Source organism: Algoriphagus sp. (assembly GCF_039969895.1).
In the GTDB taxonomy this organism is placed as follows: domain Bacteria; phylum Bacteroidota; class Bacteroidia; order Cytophagales; family Cyclobacteriaceae; genus Algoriphagus.
Genome location: NZ_JBDVMZ010000010.1, coordinates 138,179 through 161,072 on the forward strand (window position 1 = coordinate 138,179; position 22,894 = coordinate 161,072).

20 protein-coding genes and 1 pseudogene are annotated in these 22,894 nt (G+C 40.6%); 17 read left to right on the forward strand and 4 right to left on the reverse strand.

Translation table 11 applies throughout. From position 1 onward, the window contains the following. Window positions 1-3: 3 nt before the first annotated feature. Window positions 4-1,332, reverse strand: coding sequence for a DUF5723 family protein (locus ABJH64_RS05955; protein WP_348277011.1), 1,329 nt, complete (start codon window positions 1,330-1,332; stop codon window positions 4-6). Window positions 1,333-1,629: 297 nt separating this feature from the next. Here ABJH64_RS05955 and ABJH64_RS05960 point away from each other — a divergent pair, with 297 nt between their 5' ends. From ABJH64_RS05960 to ABJH64_RS05970, 3 genes are all read left to right on the forward strand, one after another. Continuing rightward, window positions 1,630-1,845, forward strand: coding sequence for a hypothetical protein (locus tag ABJH64_RS05960; RefSeq protein ID WP_348277012.1), 216 nt, complete (start codon window positions 1,630-1,632; stop codon window positions 1,843-1,845). 601 nt (window positions 1,846-2,446) lie between these two features. After that, entirely contained in the window at window positions 2,447-2,701 is a 255-nt protein-coding gene (locus tag ABJH64_RS05965; protein WP_348277013.1) for a hypothetical protein, read from the forward strand. Continuing rightward, window positions 2,698-3,825, forward strand: a complete 1,128-nt coding sequence (locus ABJH64_RS05970; protein ID WP_348299514.1) for a hypothetical protein — start codon at window positions 2,698-2,700, stop codon at window positions 3,823-3,825. The genes ABJH64_RS05965 and ABJH64_RS05970 overlap by 4 nt, the downstream gene beginning before the upstream one ends. Window positions 3,826-3,997: 172 nt before the next feature. Here the strand turns inward: ABJH64_RS05970 and ABJH64_RS05975 are convergent, their stop codons facing one another. Further along, a complete protein-coding gene (locus tag ABJH64_RS05975) occupies window positions 3,998-6,007 on the reverse strand; it encodes a dehydrogenase E1 component subunit alpha/beta (RefSeq protein WP_348277015.1) in 2,010 nt (669 codons plus the stop codon). A gap of 324 nt (window positions 6,008-6,331) precedes the next feature. On the opposite strand from ABJH64_RS05975, the gene ABJH64_RS05980 reads away from it, so the two are divergent. Continuing rightward, window positions 6,332-7,426 carry a hypothetical protein gene (locus ABJH64_RS05980; RefSeq protein ID WP_348277016.1) on the forward strand — a complete coding sequence of 365 codons (1,095 nt, stop codon included), beginning with the start codon at window positions 6,332-6,334 and terminating at the stop codon, window positions 7,424-7,426. A gap of 456 nt (window positions 7,427-7,882) precedes the next feature. On the opposite strand, the pseudogene ABJH64_RS05985 reads toward ABJH64_RS05980, so the two are convergent. Further along, a pseudogene (locus ABJH64_RS05985) lies at window positions 7,883-8,245 on the reverse strand (GxxExxY protein). A 211-nt stretch (window positions 8,246-8,456) separates the two neighbouring features. Between ABJH64_RS05985 and rimO the strand changes: the two are divergent. The 8 genes from rimO (at window position 8,457) to ABJH64_RS06025 (ending at window position 17,100) form a co-directional block, all read left to right on the forward strand. Next, window positions 8,457-9,770 carry a 30S ribosomal protein S12 methylthiotransferase RimO gene (gene rimO / locus ABJH64_RS05990; RefSeq protein ID WP_348277017.1) on the forward strand — a complete coding sequence of 438 codons (1,314 nt, stop codon included), beginning with the start codon at window positions 8,457-8,459 and terminating at the stop codon, window positions 9,768-9,770. Between the two features lie 79 nt (window positions 9,771-9,849). Next, a complete protein-coding gene (locus ABJH64_RS05995; protein ID WP_348277018.1) occupies window positions 9,850-10,059 on the forward strand; it encodes a hypothetical protein in 210 nt (69 codons plus the stop codon). Next, entirely contained in the window at window positions 10,059-10,313 is a 255-nt protein-coding gene (locus ABJH64_RS06000; protein ID WP_348277019.1) for a type II toxin-antitoxin system RelE/ParE family toxin, read from the forward strand. The genes ABJH64_RS05995 and ABJH64_RS06000 overlap by 1 nt, the downstream gene beginning before the upstream one ends. A gap of 95 nt (window positions 10,314-10,408) precedes the next feature. Next, complete coding sequence (locus ABJH64_RS06005; RefSeq protein WP_348277020.1) at window positions 10,409-11,572, forward strand: hypothetical protein; 1,164 nt, start codon at window positions 10,409-10,411, stop codon at window positions 11,570-11,572. Between the two features lie 206 nt (window positions 11,573-11,778). Further along, window positions 11,779-12,774, forward strand: a complete 996-nt coding sequence (locus tag ABJH64_RS06010) for an adenosine kinase (protein WP_348277021.1) — start codon at window positions 11,779-11,781, stop codon at window positions 12,772-12,774. Window positions 12,775-12,963: 189 nt separating this feature from the next. Further along, window positions 12,964-14,292, forward strand: coding sequence for a pitrilysin family protein (locus tag ABJH64_RS06015; RefSeq protein WP_348277030.1), 1,329 nt, complete (start codon window positions 12,964-12,966; stop codon window positions 14,290-14,292). Between the two features lie 27 nt (window positions 14,293-14,319). Beyond that, complete coding sequence (locus tag ABJH64_RS06020) at window positions 14,320-16,368, forward strand: pitrilysin family protein (RefSeq protein WP_348277022.1); 2,049 nt, start codon at window positions 14,320-14,322, stop codon at window positions 16,366-16,368. 6 nt (window positions 16,369-16,374) lie between these two features. After that, window positions 16,375-17,100, forward strand: coding sequence for a peptidase, M16 family protein (locus ABJH64_RS06025; RefSeq protein WP_348277023.1), 726 nt, complete (start codon window positions 16,375-16,377; stop codon window positions 17,098-17,100). A gap of 60 nt (window positions 17,101-17,160) precedes the next feature. Here the strand turns inward: ABJH64_RS06025 and ABJH64_RS06030 are convergent, their stop codons facing one another. Next, a complete protein-coding gene (locus tag ABJH64_RS06030; RefSeq protein ID WP_348277024.1) occupies window positions 17,161-18,807 on the reverse strand; it encodes a M61 family peptidase in 1,647 nt (548 codons plus the stop codon). A gap of 138 nt (window positions 18,808-18,945) precedes the next feature. Here ABJH64_RS06030 and rpmH point away from each other — a divergent pair, with 138 nt between their 5' ends. The 5 genes from rpmH to ABJH64_RS06055 all read left to right on the forward strand — a co-directional run bounded on the left by rpmH (window position 18,946) and on the right by ABJH64_RS06055 (window position 22,511). Further along, a complete protein-coding gene (gene rpmH / locus ABJH64_RS06035) occupies window positions 18,946-19,104 on the forward strand; it encodes a 50S ribosomal protein L34 (RefSeq protein ID WP_091698287.1) in 159 nt (52 codons plus the stop codon). 48 nt (window positions 19,105-19,152) lie between these two features. Continuing rightward, window positions 19,153-19,545: a ribonuclease P protein component gene (rnpA, locus tag ABJH64_RS06040; protein WP_348277025.1), complete on the forward strand. Its 393-nt coding sequence runs from the start codon at window positions 19,153-19,155 to the stop codon at window positions 19,543-19,545. A 103-nt stretch (window positions 19,546-19,648) separates the two neighbouring features. Then, a complete protein-coding gene (locus tag ABJH64_RS06045) occupies window positions 19,649-21,310 on the forward strand; it encodes a S41 family peptidase (protein ID WP_348277026.1) in 1,662 nt (553 codons plus the stop codon). A 5-nt stretch (window positions 21,311-21,315) separates the two neighbouring features. Then, a complete protein-coding gene (gene tsaB / locus ABJH64_RS06050) occupies window positions 21,316-22,005 on the forward strand; it encodes a tRNA (adenosine(37)-N6)-threonylcarbamoyltransferase complex dimerization subunit type 1 TsaB (RefSeq protein ID WP_348277027.1) in 690 nt (229 codons plus the stop codon). Next, window positions 22,002-22,511, forward strand: a complete 510-nt coding sequence (locus tag ABJH64_RS06055; protein ID WP_348277028.1) for a DUF2480 family protein — start codon at window positions 22,002-22,004, stop codon at window positions 22,509-22,511. The genes tsaB and ABJH64_RS06055 overlap by 4 nt, the downstream gene beginning before the upstream one ends. Window positions 22,512-22,894 lie beyond the last annotated feature (383 nt).

Genomic DNA, 22,894 nt, shown 5'->3' on the forward strand with positions numbered 1-22,894 from the left:
TTTTCAATAGGGGGAGGCTTTATAAAGTGGGATTTTCAAAGCTACATAAACATCTGCCGTTTTAGAGGAGCTGGAAATCAAATTGGTCAAAATAGACCCAGACCCTACGGTCAGTGGCCCAGCTCTCAAGCCGAATCCCCATGCTAGGCTGGAGTCGTATTGGCGAACACTAACCGGGCTGTAAACACTTATCCATCTCATCTCAAATCTAGGCGTGACTGAGAAGGCATTGATGATATTACTAACCGGAATATCACTTACTTTTCTGACGGAAATAGCCCCCTGAGCACTTACAAAAAATCTGTTGGTAATGCTGTAATCAGCAAAAATCTGAATGGCTGTAGGTAAACCAAACTTCTTGTCTTGTAAGGTTTCTGTACCATTATAGTTGTTTTCTAGTACGTCTTCCAGATCGTATTCGTCAAATTCATTGGCATCAATAGTGGCATTCATATCGTATCGGAAGTCACTTGTTTCTTTATAGTTAATAGATCCAATATCGGTCACAGATAGTCCCAGCCTCAGTTTGTATGGATTTTCATCCCAATTGTCTGCATCTCTGAACTCATACACGATTCCCAAATCCGCCCCAAGACCACCAGTCACTTCGCTAAAGCTGATTTCTTCTGAGTCAAACCCTGAGGTAAACCCATAAGATAGCTCACCATTGGTTGCCAATATTTCAGTAGTCGCATCATAATTACCTCTCAACATTGGGCTCAATCCATAAACGCCGCCAGCTCCAACCAAATACTTCAAAGTAGCTCCGCCCTTGAGGAAATGTTTATCTTTTTCCAAAATCACCCGACTATACGTGACTCCTACCTCGCCCCATACATGAACTACGCCAGAGAGGTCTTCCATCGTTAGATCAAAGCTTTCTACCTCATCCTCACTTGCGGTGAGTTCATAGAGCTCTCCCGCGATATTGAGTAGGTTGAAAAAGCCCCTGGCCCGGGTGGTAATTGCGATGCTGCTTTTCTCGTTTAGGTTGAAAAGCGCAGAGGGTCCCAGGATATCTACATTTCCAAAGAAATTATTAGCGTTAGTTGGGTTCTTTTCAGTATCTGAGTCAAAATCAAAACCGTCTGAAAAGCTCTCGATGTCACTCAGATCGATACTTAGGTAATCATTTCCTACAAAAGCGCTGACTGAGAATAGGTTTAGGTCTAGTTTCATACGTGATTCAGCAGCATTCCCTGGATTAACAAGGATAGAATGAATACCAGAATAATTGTCCACCGTGCCACCAAAATAAGATTGGGCATGGGTGTAGTGCACGCTGCTCAAAACTAGCAGAGATACGAACAGTTTTTTTAGGTTGTTTTTCATGTGAGAGGGATGGAAAAGTAAATAAAGACTAAGGTTTGAATTATTTGTATGAAAAGAGTAATTACTAACTATATTATCCGCAATCTTGACTGTTTCCAAAATTTGTTCCCTTATCCAGACCGAAGACTCTTGGCTGCCGTTAGGCTGGTCTGTCTAAAGCGGCAACAATTCTTAAGCTTACTAATTTAGATAATGCCGTTGACTATTTTCTGACAACTATGTGGACAATCACATTCCTAAGATGATGTAATTGTGTCACTTGATAATTACGGGAAGATAGAATATGCCAATGATTGAATGCTTCAGGAAGTAGATTTTGGCAGATTTGAACTAGCTAGTGGTAGAATTGGCATAGGGTTTCACTATAAGGTAGGTGAATTTATTATGTCAGCTATTGAGCCAAACCTAAGTCTATTATATTTACCTGTAGAGGGAAAAATTCTGATCAAATCTTCCAAAGATCCTGATGAGGATATATTCAAATATTATCTAATTTCGGTGGAGGAGATCTGATTTTAGTATCAGATAATCTCCGCCTCGGATTGTCTCGCTACTCACTGAAATGATTTGGATGCTGCTAGCTTTTGCTGCGAGTGAAAACACTAATACCGGCAGTCAATCTCTCAATCTCCAAGTCTGTCAAACTTGAATCTCTCATTCTCTATATCTAACCTCGACGAATGTCTCCGCTTTCAGAATTGTTCTATGAAGCTATTTTGCTCTTAGTACGAGTTCCTAAAATCGACATGGAGAGCTGATCATTTTAGCTTGATATTGAGAAATTTATTAAGCATTTAGTAGATTGTAAAATGTATTTCAAGCTGCTATAATTGATTTGTGAACTAATTACAGAAATTATTTATAAAATAGTTGGATTAATCAAATAACGGTGGTGTATTACGTTATGAAATCGAGCATGGCACAAATCAAAAAGGTTGAGATTACTATTGCCACTGCGAGATTCTCCCGATGAAAAATCGGGACAGGCTATGTGACCATTGAAAAACAATTATTAGCACATGAAATTTCAGATGTGTTTTTCGATGGATTTGGAAGTTCTAACTAGCCTCTCTGCATGGTGCAAGAGGGGGTTAAACTTAACTTATGAGTACTTTTGAAAAAATTATTAATTGGAATAGCATTTAGCTTTATTTGCTTTTCCGGGTTTGCACTAACTGAAGATGGAGCCACATGGAATGCCTGTGGACAGGCGGATGTTGTGGTAGTTGCTATGGCAATGGGTCAGAATCTCTGCTCGGGGACTTACTACATTAAAGATATTTGCAATGGGGGTCATATGGCAACGGTAGTTATAGCAGATGATGGGCCAAATAGTAGTTGTGGTGGATTGCCAGTTATTCCAGAATGATAAGATTAATATTTCTAGTATTAATTTCCTTTTTGTGGGGATGCACTGAAGAGGGATCCTCTTCAGTGCTTAGTTACAAGATCTCATTCAGTGAGGAATTGAATATGGACTTTGGAGAAGTTGGTATGTCTTCAGAAATGCCTTTTTCTATTTCTCCATTGGACAAAAATAATGAGTCTTTCCTTGTTTTCAATACCTTTTATAGGAGGTTAGATACTGCTTTTTTTAGTCTGGAAAATAATAGAATAGTATCTGGCTTAGAGGTCTCAAAAGAGGGGCCAGGTGGTATTCCGTCCTTTGATATTTTTAGCTATAACAAGTACATTGGAGTGATCTACATGAATGGGAATAGTTTTTTTTATAATAAAGATGATTATACAGTTAAATTGAACATGACTAATGAACTAGATAATGGCAGTAGCTCAATTAAGTCTATATATGGTGCTGATAGAAGAAATGGTACATTTCAGATGTCTACATTTATGGGAGATAATTTTTCAATAATTATCCATGATAATGACACGAATGCTCATTTATTAATGAGTTATGATTTTGATTCGAACAATTTTCATGATTTACCTTTTTCATTTGATGATGATCAAATGATGAAACAGGATATGCAATTTAAAAACGAATCTGTAACTATTAGAAATACTTATGCGCCATATTTGACAGTATTTGATTCTTTACTGATTATCTCTTATCCGTTTTTTAATAAAATTAGTGTCCTTAGTTTAGAAGATTATAAGCAATCGGACTATTTATTTGAGTCAGAATTTTTTAAAACACAGAAAGACCTACCCGTCAAAACAGATAATTCAGATTATGAAAAGTTTGGCGAGGAGTTTACTAAATGGAATAATGATGTCCATTATGCCTCTATTACTAGACTCAATAATAAATTAATGTACCGTATGGTTTTTGAAAATATTAGTTCATGGAAAGTGTACCTAGAGTTATTTAACAACTCATTTGAAAAGGTTGGAGAATTTGATCTAACAGCCCTACAGCCTGACCTGAAATGGTTTCATATCACGGTAGAAGGGAAAATATTAATACAATCTTCCAAAGATCCTGATGAGGATATATTCAAATATTATCTAATTTCGGTGGAGGAGATCTGATTTTAGTATCAGATAATCTCCACCTCGGTGACTGTCTTCACTCAACGAAATTATATGGAGACTAGCTGATTTTGCTGTCAGTGTAAACACAAACAACGACAACGTGGAATCTCCCAATTCTCTAATCTCTTATTCTCCCAATCTCTAGTCTCTCAATCTCACAATTCCCAATTCAATACTCCATCAATTCCCTCAGTTTCACTTTAAACCGTTCCACAGGTAGAAACTGTATTTCTAGATTTGGTGCAAAAGGAACAGGCGTATCCAAACTCCCTTCCCGCATCACCGGCGCATCTAGATCTTGGAAGCAATGCTCGGAGATCCAAGCACAAATCTCCGCTCCGATTCCACCTGTCAGGCAATCTTCCTGCAGGAAAATAATCTTTCCAGTCTTTTTTACTGTCGCTTTTACCGCTTCTTGATCCCAAGGTAAAAGTGTACGTAAATCTAAAATATCTGCGGAGACCTCCATTTCTTCCACCGCTTTTAGCGCCCAATGAACGCCCATGCCATAAGTGATGATGGAGATCTGATCCCCGGTTTTAGCCAAAGCTGCTTTGCCGATTTCTACCGTGTAATAGTCATCCGGGATTTCGGCGCTGATGGATCTATACATGCCCTTATGCTCAAAATAGAGGTAGGGATTCGGATCTTCCAAAGCTGCATTAAGCATTCCCTTGGCATCGTAAGGATTAGATGGATAGACGATTTTTAGCCCCGGCGTGTGGAAGAACCAAGCTTCGTTGGACTGGGAGTGAAATGGTCCGGCAGCCATTCCTGCCCCCGTAGGCATTCGTACGACTACATCGGCATATTGTCCCCAGCGATAGTGGATCTTGGCGAGGTTGTTTATGATTTGATTGAAGCCTACCGAGACGAAATCAGCGAATTGCATTTCCACCATAGCTTTATAGCCTTTGATGGAAAGTCCAAGTCCCGCACCGATGATGGCACTTTCGCAAAGCGGCGTGTTACGAACCCGATCAGCACCAAACTTCGCTTTGAACCCATCAGTGATTTTGAAAGCCCCGCCATATTCTCCGATATCCTGACCCATCAGGATTAAGTTTGGATACTTTTCCATCGATTGACTCAGTCCATCTGAGATCGCATCGATAAATCGCTTTTCTGATTTTGGGGAGTTTGCAGGAGGGGAGATGACTTGCTGCGCAAAAGGAAAGTAAACATCCGAAAGTTCGGTTTCCAGATTTGGAGAAATTGCCTCTTCAGCAAAGGCGATTTCCAGCCCATCATTGATTGCTTTTTTGATTTTGGCGTTGATCTTAGTCTTCTTTTTTTCATCTAAAACGCCGATTTTATCCAAGTAAGCTTCATAGTTATCTACAGGATCAAGCTTCGCCCAGTCTTCCATGAGTTGCTTGGGAACGTACTTCGTGCCAGAAGCTTCCTCGTGTCCACGCATGCGGAAGGTTATGGCTTCCACAAGCACAGGCCTAGGATTTTGTCGGATATCTTCTGCTAGCGTTTTGATCGCATCATAGACTTCCAGCACATTATTTCCCTCCACTCGAACCGTCTCCATTCCATAGCCAGGGCCTTTTTCGGTAAAATATTGGAAAGCAAACTGCTCCTCACTAGGTGTGGAAAGCCCGTATCCATTGTGCTCAATGACAAAAATTACCGGTAATTTCCAGACCGCCGCCACATTCAATCCCTCGTGGAAATCTCCTTCCGAACTTGCGCCATCTCCTGAGAATACAAGCGTGACTTTCTTTTCCTGGGAAAGGCGATCTGCCAAAGCTATCCCGTCTGCGATTGCGAGTTGCGGACCCAAATGCGAGATCATCCCCACGATGTGATGTTCATTACTTCCAAAGTGAAAGGAGCGATCCCGACCTTTGGTGTATCCGGAGGCTTTGCCCTGAAACTGTGCAAAAAGCTTTTCCAAAGGCATATTTCTCCCTGTGAAAATCCCTAGGTTTCTATGCATGGGCAAGATGTATTCATCTGCAGCCAAAGCATTTACTGCCCCAATGGAAATCGCCTCCTGTCCCCAGCCGCTAAACCATTTTGAAATTCTACCTTGACGCAAAAGAATGAGCATTTTCTCTTCGATCCGCCTAGGCATCAGCAACGATTCATATAGCTCCAGCAGGATGTTGTCGGAGTAGTTTTTTCTGTCAAAAGTTAGTTTTTGAGTAGTTTGGTCGGTTGTTTCCATAGAATTGGGATTTCAATCCTAAGGTACAGGAAGGAAGTAAATTGCCAAAAAATAAAACATGACGTCCTGCAAAAGTGGCCCCGGAGTGACCCGGGGCTAAAAATAAATGCAAGGAGTTAAAAAGTTTGCTGTACGTCTCAAAAGTAGAGAAAAGGGGTTTGTCTAACTCATGAAGCGAGTTAAGCTTAGTTTAACAATGCCTGTATTGAAGTGATCTTAAGGTAATATTGGCTATGAGTATTAAAATTAATCCGTCCTATTTGGTTGATTTCCAAAAGAAAATAGAAATTGTAAACCTAACATTTACCCAAACCCCGACCCATCATGAATCATAAATCACTCGGATTTTTCTGCTGTTTTTATCTTTTTTCAGCACTTAGCGCTTTTACCCAAACCCCTCGTAATACGGTGGTCAGCATATCGTCAGATAAATTTTATATTAATAATGAATTGACCTATTCGGGCAGAAGTTGGAAAGGAAATCCAATTCAGGGTTTGCTGATGAATTCTAGAATGGTGCAAGGGGTTTTTGATGATCTCAACCCAGAGACGGTAAAAAACTGGATGTATTCAGACACCAAAGAATGGGATGCGGATCGGAATACAGATGAATTTGTGAGTCACATGGCAGCATGGAAATCCTACGGTCTGCTGTCTTTCACCATTAATCTACAGGGCGGAAGTCCTTATGGCTATTCACAGAGTCAGCCTTGGATCAATTCAGCTTACACAGAAAGCGGAGAACTGAGGCCCGCTTATTTTGATCGGCTAGAGCGAATTTTGGATAGAGCAGATGAATTGGGAATGGTGCCTATAGTCGGTTTGTTTTATTTTGGACAGGATGAAAATCTAGCAGATGAAAAAGCGGTGATCAATGCTGTGAGTGAGGTGATTGATTGGCTGCATAGCAAAGACTATAAGAATGTACTTATCGAAGTGAATAATGAATGTAATATTCGCTACGATCATGCGATTCTTCAGCCCGAGCGGGTACATGAGTTGATCGAGTTGGTAAAAAGTAAGGAGAAAAATGGCTATAGGTTTCTAGTGAGCACGAGCTATGGGGGAGGAGCGGTGCCAAAAGAAAATGTAGTGAAAGCTTCCGATTATATCTTACTGCATGGGAATGGAGTAAAAGATCCGAATAAGATTATCGAGCAAGTTGAGGCCACGCGAAATGTAAATGGCTACCGAAATCAACCCATTGTTTATAATGAGGACGATCATTTTAACTTTGATCAGGACTTGAATAATTTCACCGCTGCTATATCAGCCTATGCTTCCTGGGGATACTTTGATTACCGCATGAAAGACGAGGGATTTGAAGAAGGCTACCAAAGTGTACCGGTGGACTGGGGGATCAATTCCGAGCGGAAGAAAAGTTTTTTTGAATTGATGAAGGAGATCACGGGGTACTAAAAGAATTTAAAATTTGGGAATTTAGAATTTGAAATTTCTCTCACCGTTATTCATGAATTTTGATTTGTTCGTGCGGCGGCGCAGCGGATTATGGTTAACCTTTTAGGGTTTTTTGAACCTCGAAGATTTTGAGTAGGGAAAAAACCTCCCACCAAGTCGCCATACCGCAAAGAAATTATATAAGATTCGCATCGATCTTGCCAAGGGCAAGACCTATAAAAGCCCCGAATCCAGCGCTGCGAAATTCTGAGTAAAGTAGATGATAAATTGAGTCACGAGTGCCAACGGCACGATCAGTAAGTTAGCTGGTGTTCTATTTGGCAGTCTGAAGACTGCAATGTGAGGAGCACAAGCCTGCCTTGGCGCAGGCAGGTTAGAAAACTTGCGCCACGTGGTTCTTTTTACCGCTGAGGCGCAAAGTTCGCAAAGGAGAATCGCAAAGAGTCCTATTATGATCTAAAGATTATTAACAACTCTCTTTAGACCATCGACCATTTTGCTCACATTAAAATTCAAAAGTAGTCCAAGTTTGAGGTCGGAAAGTTTTAAATAGGTGAGAATCTGGGCTTAATGTATTTCTGAAAATTCACCGACAGCTTTAACCTCAATAATTACCTTTTTTTCAACAAGTAGGTCAATTCGATACCCTGTCTCCAGATTCACATCTTTATAGATTATTGGTAGGGCTAATTGAGTGTTCACTTCCAAACCTCGTTGCCTAAGTTCGTGAGCTAGACATATTTCATAGCTACTTTCTAAAAGTCCTGGTCCAAGTTGTTTGTGAACTTCAATTGCAGTCCGATGATTATGGATGATAATTCATTTTCAGTCATTTGAGAGGGTAAAAAGTGAAATTGAACTTCAAATATTTCTACCGATAAAACAATCAGAGAAATGCAATTAAATTGAAGGTTCAAGAAGTCTAGATTGATTTCTTTGCGTCATTCTTTGCAATCTCTGCGACTTTGCGGTAAAAGAAAAATTACAGTTACTTTTCCCTACCTTTGCCCCCTCAAAAAGTAGGAAAACTGTGAAAGCGAGAACTCTCAAAAAAGACAAAGTCAATATTGTAACCATGGGTTGCTCCAAGAATCTAGTCGATTCGGAGGTGCTACTTACCCAGCTTCGAGGCAATGGCATCAACGCCACCCATGAGTCTGGAACGAATGACAATAACATCATCATTATCAATACCTGCGGGTTTATTGACAATGCAAAGCAGGAGTCTATCGACACCATTTTACAGTATGTGGATGCCAAAGAGCAAGGTTTGGTGGACAAAGTCTATGTGACAGGGTGTCTTTCTCAGCGCTATAAAGACGATCTGGAGAAGGAAATTCCACAGGTCGATGCATTTTTTGGTACCAGGGATTTGCCTGCGATTTTGAAGAAATTCAAAGCAGACTACAAGCATGAGTTGGTAGGAGAGCGTTTATTGACACATTCTTCGCACTATGCGTATATGAAGATTTCCGAAGGCTGTGATAGACCTTGTTCCTTCTGTGCGATTCCGCTGATGCGTGGAGGACACATTTCTAGACCGATTGAGGAATTAGTAAAAGAGGCAGAGCACAAAGCTGCTGGCGGAACAAAAGAATTGCTGTTAATCGCACAGGATTCTACCTATTACGGATTGGATATTTACAAAAAGAGAAATCTTGCAGAGTTGATGCGCAGACTTTCAGATGTGAATGGCATCGACTGGATTCGCTTACATTACGCCTATCCAACAGGTTTTCCGATGGACGTGATCGAAGTGATGAAAGAGCGCGAGAATATCTGTAATTACCTGGATATTCCTTTGCAGCACGGTTCTACAGATGTACTGAAGGCTATGCGTCGCGGCACTACCCGTGAAAAACAAGAAAACCTAATTCACAGCATCCGGGATATTTTACCGGACATCGCGATCCGAACTACACTGATCGCCGGTCATCCGGGAGAAGGAGAAAAGGAATACCAGGAGATGGTTGACTTCGTGGAGCGAATGAAATTTGAGCGATTGGGTGTGTTTACTTATTCTCATGAGGAAAATACGCATGCTTATTCTATGGAAGACAACATTCCACAGGAAGTAAAGCAGGAGCGTGCAAATAACTTGATGGAGATTCAAGAACAGATTTCTTATGATTTGAATCAGGAGAAAATCGGCAAGACGTTCAAAGTCCTAATTGATAAAAAAGAAGGCGGTCACTTCGTCGGCCGAACAGAATACGATTCAGTGGAAGTGGATAACGAAGTGTTGATCGATGCTTCAAAATTTTATTGCCGAGTTGGAGATTTTGTAAATGTGAAAGTAACTGATGCTACAGAGTTTGATCTGTATGCGGATGTGGAGGAGTAATTGGATTTTGTTTTTGAAATAACAGAAAAAGCTAAATCAACGTATTAGTGAGAGTATTTCAAAATTATTATCTTTCATCATGCTGACAATCAATCCAAAGTATATTACTGATCAAGTTGGAAATAAAATTTCCGTGGTTCTTTCAGTGAAGGAATTTGAAACGATGGTGGAAATGCTTGAGGATTTGGATGATGTTCGTTTATATGACGAGGCTAAAAAGTCTGATGAACCTACCATTCCAATTGAGGAGGCATTTGAAATGATAGATGCTCTTAGAAAAGGGGAATAATGGCTTATCAAATCGTCATCAAGAAGACAGCGATTAAGTCTCTATCTAAGATACCCGAGCCCTATTTTTCTACTATAAAATCAGCAATTTTTAATTTGGCTGACGCCCCAAGACCGAATGGTTGTAAGAAATTGAAAGGTCGAGAGGCCTACCGAATTCGCGTCGCGGACTATAGAGTAATCTATGAAATCGCAGATAAAATTCTTTTGATTGAAGTAATTGCAGTTGGCCACCGAAAGGATATCTATGAATGATCTTTCTTAGTATCCTGCTTCTGGAGAAGCAGCACAGCAATTGATTTTTGCCCTTTCAGCCTATCTACCTAATTTAGCATTCTAAAATCACCCGAATGCAATTGATCGAAGTCACCACGCCAGCCCATCAGAAGGAGTTTATCGAGATGGCTGTGAGGTTATATAAAAATGAAAAAAATTGGATCCGGCCTCTTGATGCAGATATCGAGGGGCTTTTTCATAAAGAAACCAACAAGCTTTTTCGGAATGGAGCCAAAGCCAAGCGCTGGCTTTTGCAAAATGAAGCTGGAGAAACCATCGGTCGTGTAGCAGCTTTCATCAATCCAAAGATGAAGGAAAAACAACCGACCGGAGGCTTAGGATTCTTTGAATGTATTGACGATCAAGATGCGGCCTTTCTACTTTTCGACACAGCAAAAGCCTGGTTGGAAAGTGAAGGAATGGAAGCCATGGATGGCCCGATCAATTTTGGCGAACGCGACAAATGGTGGGGATTGCTAGTGGACGGCTTCACCGAGCCGAATTACAATATGCCGTGGAACTTCAAATACTACCAGAAATTTTTTGAGGATTACGGTTTCCAGATTTACTTCAAGCAGTTTACCTACGCGAGAAATGTTCAGGGTTTAGGCTTTGATGACAAGATGATTGCTAGAGCTAAGCTGGTCATGGATAATCCTGACTATGAATTCCATTACCTGAAGGGTAAGGAGCTGAAGGAAAAAGCGCCTGATTATTTCATGACAGTATATAATAAAGCATGGGCAAGGCACATGGGCAAATCACTTTCGCTAAAAGAAGCACAGATGATGTTTGCCAAGATGAAACCGATCATTGACGAAAAGCTGATTTACTTTGGCTTTTACAAAGGCGAACCCGTTTCCTTCTTTATTCAGATTCCGGAAATCAACCAGATCTTCAAGCATGTGAATGGGAAGATGGATCTGATCGGTAAACTCAAATTCCTTTGGTACAAAACCTTCTCACCGCCCAACAAAATGCTCGGTTTGGTGTTTGGCGTAGTGCCGGAGCATCAGGGAAAAGGAGTGGAATCTGCGATGATCATCAGTTATGACAAAATGAGTGGCAAGGCTGATTTTCAATATAAAACCATCGAGATGAACTGGATTGGCGATTTCAATCCAAAGATGATGCGTGTTTGTGAACAGCTTTTGGCAGATATTTACAAAACGCATCATACCTATCGATTCTTATTTGATCGGGACAAGCCTTTTGAAAGACATAGGATCTTTGATTGATGGGTTAATGTTGGATGCTTGATGACCGATGACAGAGGTACCTGAAAATGTACTAGCCGATGCTGAATTTTGAATGAAGGTGACTGATAATAGTCCAATCTTTCAATCTTCCAATTCCATCTACTTTGCCACCTTACAACTTTCCAACTTCTAGACCTAATCTTCCAATTTCAAAATAATTCAATTTTCCAATACAGCATAAAAAAATGAAAAAATACGACGTAACAGGCATAGGCAACGCCCTAGTAGATATAGAATTCAAGGTAAAAGATCAGTTTTTTGCTGACAATGCAGTCGAGAAAGGACTCATGACTTTGGTGGATGAGGAGCGTCAAAATGCATTGATGTCAGTGATCGATACCGAGCAGGCCAAAAAGCAATGTGGTGGTTCGGCTGGAAATACAGTGATCGCGATCTCTCAGTTTGGCGGTAAGTCCTACTATTCCTGCAAGGTTGCCAATGATGAACTAGGTCACTTCTACATGAATGACATGAAGGATGCCGGCGTTTCTCACAACTTGAATGAAAGCAGTTTGGCGGAAGGCATCACCGGAAAATGCCTGGTGATGGTGACTGAAGACGCTGAGCGGACTATGAATACGTTTTTGGGAATCACACAAACCTATTCCACTGCAGATGTGGACGAAGCCGCGATCAAAGATTCTAAGTATTTATATATCGAGGGCTACCTGATCACTTCTGAGAATGGCAAGCAGGCGATGAAGCATGCGAAGAAAATCGCTGAAGAAAATGGAGTAAAAGTAGCGATGACTTTCTCAGATCCAGCTATGGTGAAGTATTTCAAAGAGCCCATGTCTGAGGTAATCGGAGCGAGTGTGGATTTGCTTTTCGCAAATGAGGAAGAGGCAATGCTATTCACCGGGAAAGATAATCTGAAGCAAGCCCGTGAAGAATTGAAAAAAGTAGCCAAACACTTTGTGATTACTCAGGGAAAAAACGGCGCGATGATCTATGATGGAGATACCTTCATTGATATCGAACCTTATGCGACTACCGCAATTGACTCCAATGGAGCGGGTGATATGTTTGCCGGAGCGTTTATGTATGGAATTACGAATGGGCATAGTTATGCTTCAAGCGGCAAACTGGCATCCATGGCTAGTTCCAAGATCGTCAGTCAATTTGGCCCTAGGCTGCAGTGGCATGAAGCAAAGGATATTTTGGCAAAGCTAAATCCATAAAATAATGCCCTGAGAACTGAGTTTTCAGGGCATTATTTTTATTAATATTTTACCCTAAATTTTTAGATTTCGATTAATAGTATTTTTTTAGGGTAAAATTGTAATGAATGGTCTGAGAGTGACAGTATTACTTTTCATGGAGATCATACACTAGCTTTATTACAAGAGAATTAAATCCAATACACAATGATGAGAAAATTTACTGCTTTGGGTCTGATGGCTGGCATGCTGACTTTGCCCGCCTTGGCTCAGAAAAAAATCGAATACAAAGAGTTCGATCTAGACAACGGTTTGCATGTGATCATGCACCAAGACAATACCACGCCAATCGTGGTGACTTCAGTATTGTATCACGTAGGTTCAAAAAATGAGCAACCTGACCGTACAGGCTTTGCGCACTTTTTCGAGCATTTGATGTTTGAAGGTTCGCCAAATATCGAGAGAGGTGAATACATGAATATCATCCAAGCACGAGGTGGTACGCTGAATGCCTTCACATCAAGTGATATTACTTATTACTATGAGCTGCTTCCTTCCAACGAACTTGAACTTGCACTCTACATGGAAAGCGAGCGTATGCTTCAATCTAAAGTAGATCAGACAGGTGTAGATACGCAGCGGGAAGTGGTAAAAGAAGAGAAACGTCAAAGCTACGATAACCGCCCCTATGGAAGTTTGCTGATCGAAACACTCAAGAGATCTTATTCAGAGCACCCGTATAATTGGGCTCCTATAGGATCATTGGATCATCTGAATGCAGCTTCGATAGAAGAGTTTCAACAATTCTACAAGGATTTCTATGTGCCAAATAATGCTACGTTGACGATTGCAGGTGACATTGATTATGCGCAGACTGAGGAATGGGTAAGAGAATATTTCTCTGAAATCCCGAAAGGAACCAAGGAAATCTATAGACCTGATGTGGTAGAACCAAAAAAGACAGCTGAGATTCGAGACGTCATCTATGACAATATTCAGATTCCTGCGGTGATCCAAGCTTACAATCTTCCTAAGCAAACAGATCCGGATTCCTACGCACTTTCCATGCTTTCTACCTATCTGACGGGCGGAAATTCTTCTCTGATGACCAAAGAATTGGTAGATAAGCAGCAGATAGCTTTGGCCATTGCTGCGATTCCTTTAGAACTCGAAGATGGTGGAGTATTCATCATGTACGGCATCGCCAATATGGGCGTGGAGCCAGAGACCTTGGAGAAAGAGATTGACAAGCTGATCAAGCAGGTGCAGGATGAGGGTATTTCTGATCAGGATTTTGCAAAGCTTCAGAATATTATTGAAAATAATTTGGTGAGTGGAAATTCATCTATGGCAGGTATCGCTCAGAATCTTGCAGAATCGCATGTGATTTTTGGCGACACAGATTACATCAATCAGCAGATGGAGATTTATGGTAAAGTGACCAAAGCAGATCTTCAGCGTGTGGCAAAAAAATACCTAGACCTCACGGGGCGTGTAGTGCTGTATTATCTACCTAAATCTGCTGAGACTACCGAGTAATTCTTTCACCTCCAAACTATTAGAAAAATGAAAAAAATAGCAATAGCATTTATATTGACGCTTTTGGTCTCTGTGGGAAGTTTTGCCCAAGTGGACAGAAGTAAGCTTCCGGAATCTGGACCTGCTCCGGAGATCAAAATCGGTGAAGCAGAGACGTTCACGCTTGAAAATGGCTTGAAAGTATTTGTAGTGAAAAATGATAAACTTCCACGCGTCTCTTTCACACTTGTACTGGAAAGAGACCCCTTATTTGAAGGTGATAAAGCTGGTTTGACAGGTTTTGTAGGTCAGATGATGATGGCTGGTACGGATAGCAGAACCAAGGAACAACTCGACGAGGAGATTGATTTCATCGGAGCTAGCCTTTCGGCTGGATCTACTTCTATTTCTGCCTCTTCATTGAAAAAACACCAAGACAAAGTTTTGGAACTAATGGCAGATGTGCTTTATAATCCAAAGTTTCCTCAGGAGGAGTTGGATAAACTTCAAAAACAAACGTTGACAGGATTAGCTACCAGCAAAGATGATCCAAACGCGATTTCAGGAAGGTTATCTTCTGCCCTGGTGTATGGCAAGGAGCATCCTTATGGTGAGGTGGAGACAGAGGAATCTGTAATGAATGTGAAATTGGCTGACATTAAATCTTACTATGAGACATTTTTCAAGCCTAATATCGCATATATGGCCATAGTAGGCGATATGGATAAAGCGGAAGCAGAGAAGGTAGTGAAGAAATATTTCGGTAAATGGGAAAAAGGCGACGTACCTAGTTTTGAATACAATGACCCAACTCCTACCACTAAGACTATGGTTGGATTAGTAGATCGTAGTTCTTCTGTGCAGACGGTCATTGACATTGCTCAGCCGATTGATTTGACGCTTGGTGATGAGGATTACATCGCTAGTAGAGTTTTGAACCAGATTTTTGGGGGAGGATCTTCTTCACGTCTTTTTATGAATTTAAGGGAAGACAAAGGCTATACCTATGGTGCATACAGTTCGCTTGCAGCTGATAAATTAGTAGGACAGTTTTCTGCAAATGCCTCTGTCCGTACCGATGTGACTGATTCTGCCGTGGTGGAATTTATCTACGAGATCAATAAACTAGTTGATGAGGGTGTGACACAGGAAGAATTGGAAAAAGCTAAGGCGAGCTTAGCAGGTTCCTTTGGTAGATCTCTTGAGAGTCCTGCTACGATAGCAAATTTTGCCTTGAATATAGAGCGATACGGTCTGCCAAAAGATTACTATGAGACCTATTTGCAGAAAATGAATGCCTTGACTGTGGAGGATATTAATCAAACAGCGAAAAATCTAATCAATCCGGACAACTTGTACATCACTGCGGTAGGAAATGCAAGTGAAATCAAAGACAAATTGGCGCAGTTTGGCGAAGTGATTATGTATGACAACATGGGCTTTCCTGCAAAAGAAATGGCTGCTGTGGATGCGGATATGACTGTAGAGAAAGTTATTGATAATTACATAGAAGCTATAGGTGGAAAAAGTGCTGCAAGTGCAATCAAAGCAGCAAAAGTGACCATGGTAGCTGAAATCATGGGTCAGCAATTGACGATCGAGCAGGTATTCGACAATGCTAACATGCGCTACATGCAGAACACCCTTGTAGGTGGAAATGTGATGCAAAGTTCGGTGATCAAAGACGGCAAGGGATTAGTTAAAGTCCGAGGCCAATCTATGGATATGACGGATGAGCAGATGGACGCCTCAAAAATGGAAACCTATTATTTACCTGAGCTTTATTACGGTACCATGGGTTACACTTTGAAACTTGACGGTATCAAAGATGTGGAGGGAACCCCAGCTTATAAGGTTATTGTGACTACTCCGCTTGGTGCTACGGTGAGCAACTATTACTCAGTAGAATCAGGTTTGAAAATTAAAAACGAAAACCCAGTTTCCGGTGATACTTTTTACACCGACTATCAGGAAAAAAATGGAGTAATGATCCCGATGGCTATGACGATCAAGTCAGCTATGATTCCTGTACCATTGGAAGCGAAGGTGACAAACCTTGAACTTAATCCTGTTCTAACAGAAGAGGATTTTAACTAATCAATTATGAAAAAAATACTATTAGTAGCAGCTTTAGGCCTTCTAGCAGCACCAGTTACCACACAGGCTACTTTGGCAGAAAAAGAAAAGATAACTCAAGCTATCGTGGTAAACTCTGTCCAAGAAGTGATCGCTAATTATGTGAAAGCTACTGGAGGTGAGGCCAAAATGAAGGCAATTCACAACATGGATATGAATATGCAAGCGGAGATTCAGGGAATGGTACTGGATATTTCAAGCGTCATTGATCAGCAAAATCAGCGTTTGCTGAATGTGACAGAGATGAATGGTAATGTTATATCTAGAACCGTAATGAAAGACGGCACCGCAAAAGTATCTGCAATGGGTCAAGAACAAACCTTGACAGGAGAGCAATTAGAAGCAATGAAAAATCAGATTTACGCCTTCCGTGAATTGTATTTAGAAGAATTGGGAATTACTGCTACTTATGAAGGCACTGCTGAGGTGGCGGGTGAGCAAGCCCACAAGCTTGCATTCAGCACTGGTGGAGATGCTGATACGATAGAATATTATAGCGTAGCCACTGGATTGAAGCTACAGACTGAATCTACTACTGCTGGTACCGTTACTTACCAGGATTACAAAGAAGTGGATGGGCTGGTGATGCCGATGGTAATGATGATCTCTAACTCCATGCTACCTATGCCTTTGGAAGCTAAAATCACTTCAATAAAGTTTAATCAGGAGTTAGATTCGTCGATATTTAATTGAGGTTTAAATTTTATAAAGTTACACTACGGGCTGTCTGATTATTGGACGGCCCGTGTTGTTTTACCCAGCAATCCATCTAGCTCTTTTGGTGTTACTATTTTTAACTTGAAGAAAATAGTCTGCGAATAGAATTGACTCAGAAGTCGCCAATTCCACATTCATTTTTCGACCAAATCGGTTAATTGATAAGGTGATGCTCCCGTGTCTTAACTCTTGGGATACTACAAGATCACCCACCATTAGTTTTTTGTGGGCTTCACTTGCAGGATGGATTTTGATGATTTTACCATCCTCCTGTAATAGTATCCCGAAGTGAGATGCCAAATGATCTTCTCTGGCTTTGGTTTCTAATCCGAATCCTAGAGAGTCTAGATGTTTTTTTACTAGTGGGAAAATATCTTCTTTTCCCGCGATGTAGTCATCATAAAACTGATTGAAATAAATAGGATGGCTTGTCTTTGACAGGATGGCCTCCCATACTTCTTTCAGCGTATAACCAATCTTCGGTTTGCCAAATCTTCTCCATAAGATCTTCATCACTTCATGAAGTGAGGATTTTTCATCCAAAAGCATCGCATCCAGGCAAAATGCGATTAATGCACCGTGGGTATAAATACTCACTTTTTTGTCAGGAATGCCTGCCACATAGCCGTCTATCCAAAGGTCAAAGCTGGAGTCTAAGATAGATTGATTCTGCCAGCCAAAGTTTATCGCTTCTCTGTTGATTATTTTCTCAAAAGTTTCAACATATTCAGCCAAGGAAAAATAGCCAGATCTGAGAAGGAAAACATCTCCCATGTAGGTGGTGATTCCTTCTACCACCCAGCCCGCCTGGTGATATGCCTCAGTAGAAAAGTCGTAGGGCATAATTTCCGCTGGTCTGATCTGACACACATTCCAAGCATGATAAAGCTCATGGCAACTTACGCCCATAAGTTCGTTCATGTGCTTTCTATCTGATAGACTTTCTGCTGGACCAAAAGTAATGACGGTTCCGCGCTGATGCTCGACTCCATGATAATGCGGGTAGGGGAGAAGTTCATAGATGAAGTGATATTCCTCAACAGGGAATTCCCCAAATGCTTCCATTTGCTTTTGCGCAAACCCCTTGATATTTTCTTTAAACTCGGTTAAGTCAAAATGAATTTTCCCATGAAACCATAAATGAAAATTGACAGTCCCTTCTTGAAATGTTTCATGGATTAGGCTTTCAGAAGCCAGAAAACTACTGTCAGCTAATTGTTGAAAGCTATTGGCGAAGTATAGCTTATTTTCAGAGAGAAGCGTAGTGCAGGTTCGGAAATTCTCAGGGGTTTCTACCTGAACTTCAATTCTTTCTTCGGATTGACCCTCAATTTCAAAACAAAAGTTCACGAAATTCAAATAGATTTCCTCTTCATCCACCCAGCTGGAGCCTGCATCCATCTTCGCACAATAATATTCATAACTCACTTGATATTCACCCACATGATCAGGGCTGAATTCCCATAGATCTTTGGTGAGTTTGGCATTCGGAATCCTCTGTCCAGTGGGTGAGATCACGTGCAGACTTCGAATATTTTGAACGTAATTTGCGAGCTGATAACGTCCTGCACGCCAGGCTGGGAGTTGCAGTCTGACCCTCGAAAGATGCCTTACAGGAATATAGAGCGAGATTTGGATAAATTGAGATACAGGATTAATAGATTTTATATGATATTTAATCATAGGAAATTTTGGTGAATTCTGTCAAATGTTTTTTGGCTTGTTTGCATTTAAAGAAATGGTACTTATCTTTGCATTCCTTTTTGGGGAGCAATCCAAGGAGACTTAATCAAGCAAGCAATTAGATAAAGATATTCGATCATGAAAAGAACATTTCAACCTTCCCGTAGAAAAAGAAAAAATAAGCACGGCTTTAAAGAAAGAATGTCTTCTGCTAACGGTAGAAGAGTACTTAAGGCTAGAAGAGCTAAAGGAAGACACAAGCTTACTGTTTCTTCAGAAAAGACATTGAAGAAGTAATTCTTAGCGCTGTTTTTCGTATGTTCACATACGATTATAGTCCTTGTGATGAATTACAGACTCCGAAAAAGTGAGCGGCTTCATGCCGACAAGCTTATCAAGGAACTTTTTAACGAAGGTTCCTCTTTTTTTTTATACCCATTCAAAGTCCAATTTATTGTTAAAAAGGACCAAAATGGTGGAACCTCTCAGGTGCTTTTCTCCGTTTCGAAGAAGAAAATCAAGAAAGCAGTAGGGCGCAACTTCGTCAAAAGAAGAATGCGTGAAGCCTATAGACTAAATAAGTCAATCATTCCTACTTCAGCCCCAATTATGTCTATTGGCTTAATATATGTAAGTTCGGAGCTGATGGAGTTCTCAGAAATTCAGACTAAAATCATTTTAGCTTTAAAGAAATTAGCTAGTATAGTCGGTGAAGTCCCTTCTCAACCTGAAATTTAGAAAGAGTAAGGACGTCAACCATTGGTATGATTCCTTGGGCTGAGATTCTTCCTAGTTTATGAAAAGATTGGCTAATTGACCTTTTTAAAAAAAGTATTAACGTATGAATAAATCATTGAAAAAATCCCTTCTGATCTTTGTTTTGGGAGCTATGGTGCTCACAGGATTTTTTGCGTTCCAAGCTAAAAATGACAAGCTATTTGCAATAGCGAAGAATATTGACATTTTCGCCACTCTTATCAGAGAGTTAGACTCTTATTATGTAGATGATATAGACCCAGACAAACTGGTGACCATCGGAATTAATGCGATGTTAGAAGAGCTAGATCCTTACACTACCTATGTACCAGAGGAAGATTCTGACGATTACCGCATGATGACTACAGGGGAATACGCGGGGATAGGTGCGTTGATTGGAAATCGAGGAGAGGGTAGTATGGTTATTATGCCTTATACTGGTTTCCCAGCTCAGACCGTAGGGTTGAAGATTGCGGATTACATACTGAAGATCGATACGACTGACGTAAGTGACTATGGAACAGCAGACGTGTCTGCTCTTCTTAAAGGACCAGCAAACACACCTGTGCATCTGGTGATAAAAAGAGATCAGGATACGCTTGAATTTGATGTGATCCGGAAGAAAATTGCTATTAAGAATGTGCCATATTATGGTAAATTGGATGATAAAACGGGTTACATCAAACTAGCTGAGTTTACCACTAACGCTTCCACAGAAGTTAGAAATGCGTTATTGGATTTGAAAAGCCAAGGCATAGATCGGCTGGTATTAGACGTGAGAGATAATCCGGGTGGACTGGTAAATGAGGCTGTGGAGATTATTAATCTTTTTATACCTAAAGGAAAAGAGGTTGTAAAAACTATCGGGAAACTAGAAAACGTGAATTATACCTACAAAACTACCAAGACACCGGTAGATAAGGATATCCCGATGGTGGTTTTGCTGAATGAGCGAAGTGCTTCTGCTTCTGAAATCATAGCAGGTACACTTCAGGATTATGATAGAGCTGTTTTGATAGGTAGAAAATCCTTTGGAAAAGGTCTAGTACAAACCACTGTACCTCTGACCTACAACGCCCAGATGAAAGTGACAACTGCAAAGTATTATATTCCAAGCGGACGCTGTATTCAGGCCATCGATTATTTGCAAAGCAGAGAAAACGATGAGTTGTTTACAATTCCAGATTCTTTGAGGAAAGTGTTTTACACCAAAAATGGCAGAAAAGTATTAGACGGGGCAGGCATTGAGCCTGATGAAACTATAGAGCAAAAAAGCTACGCACCGATATCTTATAGTTTGGTAGCAAGAAATCATGTTTTTGATTTTGGTACGGATTATTTCTATGCTCATTCTGAAATCTCAGATCCAGCAAGCTTCTCAATTTCGGATTCAGATTATGCTGATTTCGTAAAATGGCTGGAAGGAAAAGAATACGATTACACCACTTATTTAGAGAAATCTGTGGAAGATATGCGTGAGAATGCCGAGAAGGTAGATTATTATGATGAGATCAAAGCTCAGATTGATGCTCTCGAAAAAAGAGTGCAACACAGTAAAGAGCAGGATCTCGTTACAAATAAGGAGGAAATTAAGAAAATTCTTTCCCAAGAAATTGTGTCTAGGTATTATTTCCAAGAAGGAATGATTGAGGCAGGATTGCAGGATGATGAAGTGGTGCAATTGGCTAGAGAATTTCTTCAAGACCCAGCCAAAGTCAAATCAGTGTTGACAGCTTCCTCAAAATAAAGCAGATGGCAGTTATTCTCTCTTTAGAGACTTCTACACCTATATGTTCCATCGCGCTGCATCAAGCGGGAATATTATTGGGAGAGAAATCATTGGATGTTCCTGGTGCCCATTCCGAAAAGTTAATGGGGATGGTCAGTTCTCTGTTGCTAGCATGCGACCTTGCCATAGAGGATGTAGAGGCAGTTGCTGTTTCAGAAGGCCCAGGGTCATATACAGGACTGAGAATTGGAGTTTCTGTTGCTAAAGGATTAGCGTTTGCCTGTGACATACCGCTAATCGCGGTTAGTACATTAGAGGCTTTGTGCTTGGGAGCTAAAGCGAGGCTGAATGATTCCGGGTATGTTGTAGCCATGCTAGACGCTAGAAGAATGGAGGTTTATAGAGAAATATTCGATTTTGATATGAATACCGCAGCTAAACTTGATTCCGAAATTGTCGATGAGCATTCCTTTTCAGAGCTGCTAGGTAAAGGGAAAGTATATTTCGTTGGGGATGCAGTGGAGAAAGTCTCTAAGGTTATTAATCATCCGAATGCTGTCTTTCTTGAGGTTCGTATTTCTGCAGATTATATTGGACAGTTAGCTTTTCATAAGTACGAAAGGAAGAAGTTTGCTGACCTTGCCTATTTCGTTCCAAATTACCTGAAGGAATTCAAAGCCCTTCAATCCAAAAAGAATTCATTGTTTATATGAGTGAGATTATAAATAGAGTTGCAATTAGTTCTATCGTTACGATTAACCTTGAGGATATATACCCTAGGGAAGAACGTGTGGTTTTTGACTTGAAGCCTTTTCTATTTCAGGAGTTAATTCTCAGAGAAAAGGAATTTAGAGCAGCACTTAAAGAAATTGATTGGACTCAGTATGAAAATAAGTGGGTTGCTATCACTTGTACTGCTGATGCTATTGTGCCTAACTGGGCATTTATGTTGGTGGCAACCTATCTACACTCCGTAGCTCTTGGCTTTGCTATTGGAGATTTGAAAGAACTTGAAGTGATGATTTCTCATGAAAGTCTTAGGAAACTGGATAGCGATTCATTTACAGATAGGCCAGTTGTGGTCAAAGGATGCAGTGATTTCCCTATCCCCTTATTTGCCTACGGCAAAATTATTTCATTGATCCAATGTCAAGCTAAGTCCATTATGTATGGCGAACCATGCAGCACCGTTCCTCTGTACAAAAAACAAAAGTCCTGATAATTAATAGACTGCGAGAAACACGGAATTTTTTTATGTTTTTCTTGTGGATCACTCTTGTCCTTAATCAAAAAAGGTAGATATTTGCACTCCCAAACGACGCACACGGTGTTAGAGGGATTAGGGAAAATTCTCTAGATTAGATTGAAAAAAAGAAATTTAAGCGTAGAGCTAGGAAGAGAAAAAAGAGTCCTTACCTTTGCGCACCGATCTAACGGATGGGTATAGAGAGAGGCGAGGGTAGTAACCTGAAAAACTTTCAAAAATAAATTTCGCGCTAGGTATTGCGGTTTAAAAATAACCTTTTACCTTTGCACTCCCTTCAGCAAGGAAGGGGAAAAAACGGAGCAGAAATCGGGAGATTGAGGCATCTGACCAAGACC

What these genes read in the sequence shown, in the direction of transcription:
- ABJH64_RS05955 (WP_348277011.1), bottom strand. Translation starts at nt 1,332, where the DNA reads ATGAAAAACAACCTAAAAAAACTGTTCGTATCTCTGCTAGTTTTGAGC.
- ABJH64_RS05960 (WP_348277012.1), top strand. Translation starts at nt 1,630, where the DNA reads ATGCTTCAGGAAGTAGATTTTGGCAGATTTGAACTAGCTAGTGGTAGA.
- ABJH64_RS05970 (WP_348299514.1), top strand. Translation starts at nt 2,698, where the DNA reads ATGATAAGATTAATATTTCTAGTATTAATTTCCTTTTTGTGGGGATGC.
- ABJH64_RS05975 (WP_348277015.1), bottom strand. Translation starts at nt 6,007, where the DNA reads ATGGAAACAACCGACCAAACTACTCAAAAACTAACTTTTGACAGAAAA.
- ABJH64_RS05980 (WP_348277016.1), top strand. Translation starts at nt 6,332, where the DNA reads ATGAATCATAAATCACTCGGATTTTTCTGCTGTTTTTATCTTTTTTCA.
- ABJH64_RS05995 (WP_348277018.1), top strand. Translation starts at nt 9,850, where the DNA reads ATGCTGACAATCAATCCAAAGTATATTACTGATCAAGTTGGAAATAAA.
- ABJH64_RS06000 (WP_348277019.1), top strand. Translation starts at nt 10,059, where the DNA reads ATGGCTTATCAAATCGTCATCAAGAAGACAGCGATTAAGTCTCTATCT.
- ABJH64_RS06005 (WP_348277020.1), top strand. Translation starts at nt 10,409, where the DNA reads ATGCAATTGATCGAAGTCACCACGCCAGCCCATCAGAAGGAGTTTATC.
- ABJH64_RS06010 (WP_348277021.1), top strand. Translation starts at nt 11,779, where the DNA reads ATGAAAAAATACGACGTAACAGGCATAGGCAACGCCCTAGTAGATATA.
- ABJH64_RS06015 (WP_348277030.1), top strand. Translation starts at nt 12,964, where the DNA reads ATGAGAAAATTTACTGCTTTGGGTCTGATGGCTGGCATGCTGACTTTG.
- ABJH64_RS06020 (WP_348277022.1), top strand. Translation starts at nt 14,320, where the DNA reads ATGAAAAAAATAGCAATAGCATTTATATTGACGCTTTTGGTCTCTGTG.
- ABJH64_RS06025 (WP_348277023.1), top strand. Translation starts at nt 16,375, where the DNA reads ATGAAAAAAATACTATTAGTAGCAGCTTTAGGCCTTCTAGCAGCACCA.
- ABJH64_RS06030 (WP_348277024.1), bottom strand. Translation starts at nt 18,807, where the DNA reads ATGATTAAATATCATATAAAATCTATTAATCCTGTATCTCAATTTATC.
- rpmH (WP_091698287.1), top strand. Translation starts at nt 18,946, where the DNA reads ATGAAAAGAACATTTCAACCTTCCCGTAGAAAAAGAAAAAATAAGCAC.
- rnpA (WP_348277025.1), top strand. Translation starts at nt 19,153, where the DNA reads ATGAATTACAGACTCCGAAAAAGTGAGCGGCTTCATGCCGACAAGCTT.
- ABJH64_RS06045 (WP_348277026.1), top strand. Translation starts at nt 19,649, where the DNA reads ATGAATAAATCATTGAAAAAATCCCTTCTGATCTTTGTTTTGGGAGCT.
- tsaB (WP_348277027.1), top strand. Translation starts at nt 21,316, where the DNA reads ATGGCAGTTATTCTCTCTTTAGAGACTTCTACACCTATATGTTCCATC.
- ABJH64_RS06055 (WP_348277028.1), top strand. Translation starts at nt 22,002, where the DNA reads ATGAGTGAGATTATAAATAGAGTTGCAATTAGTTCTATCGTTACGATT.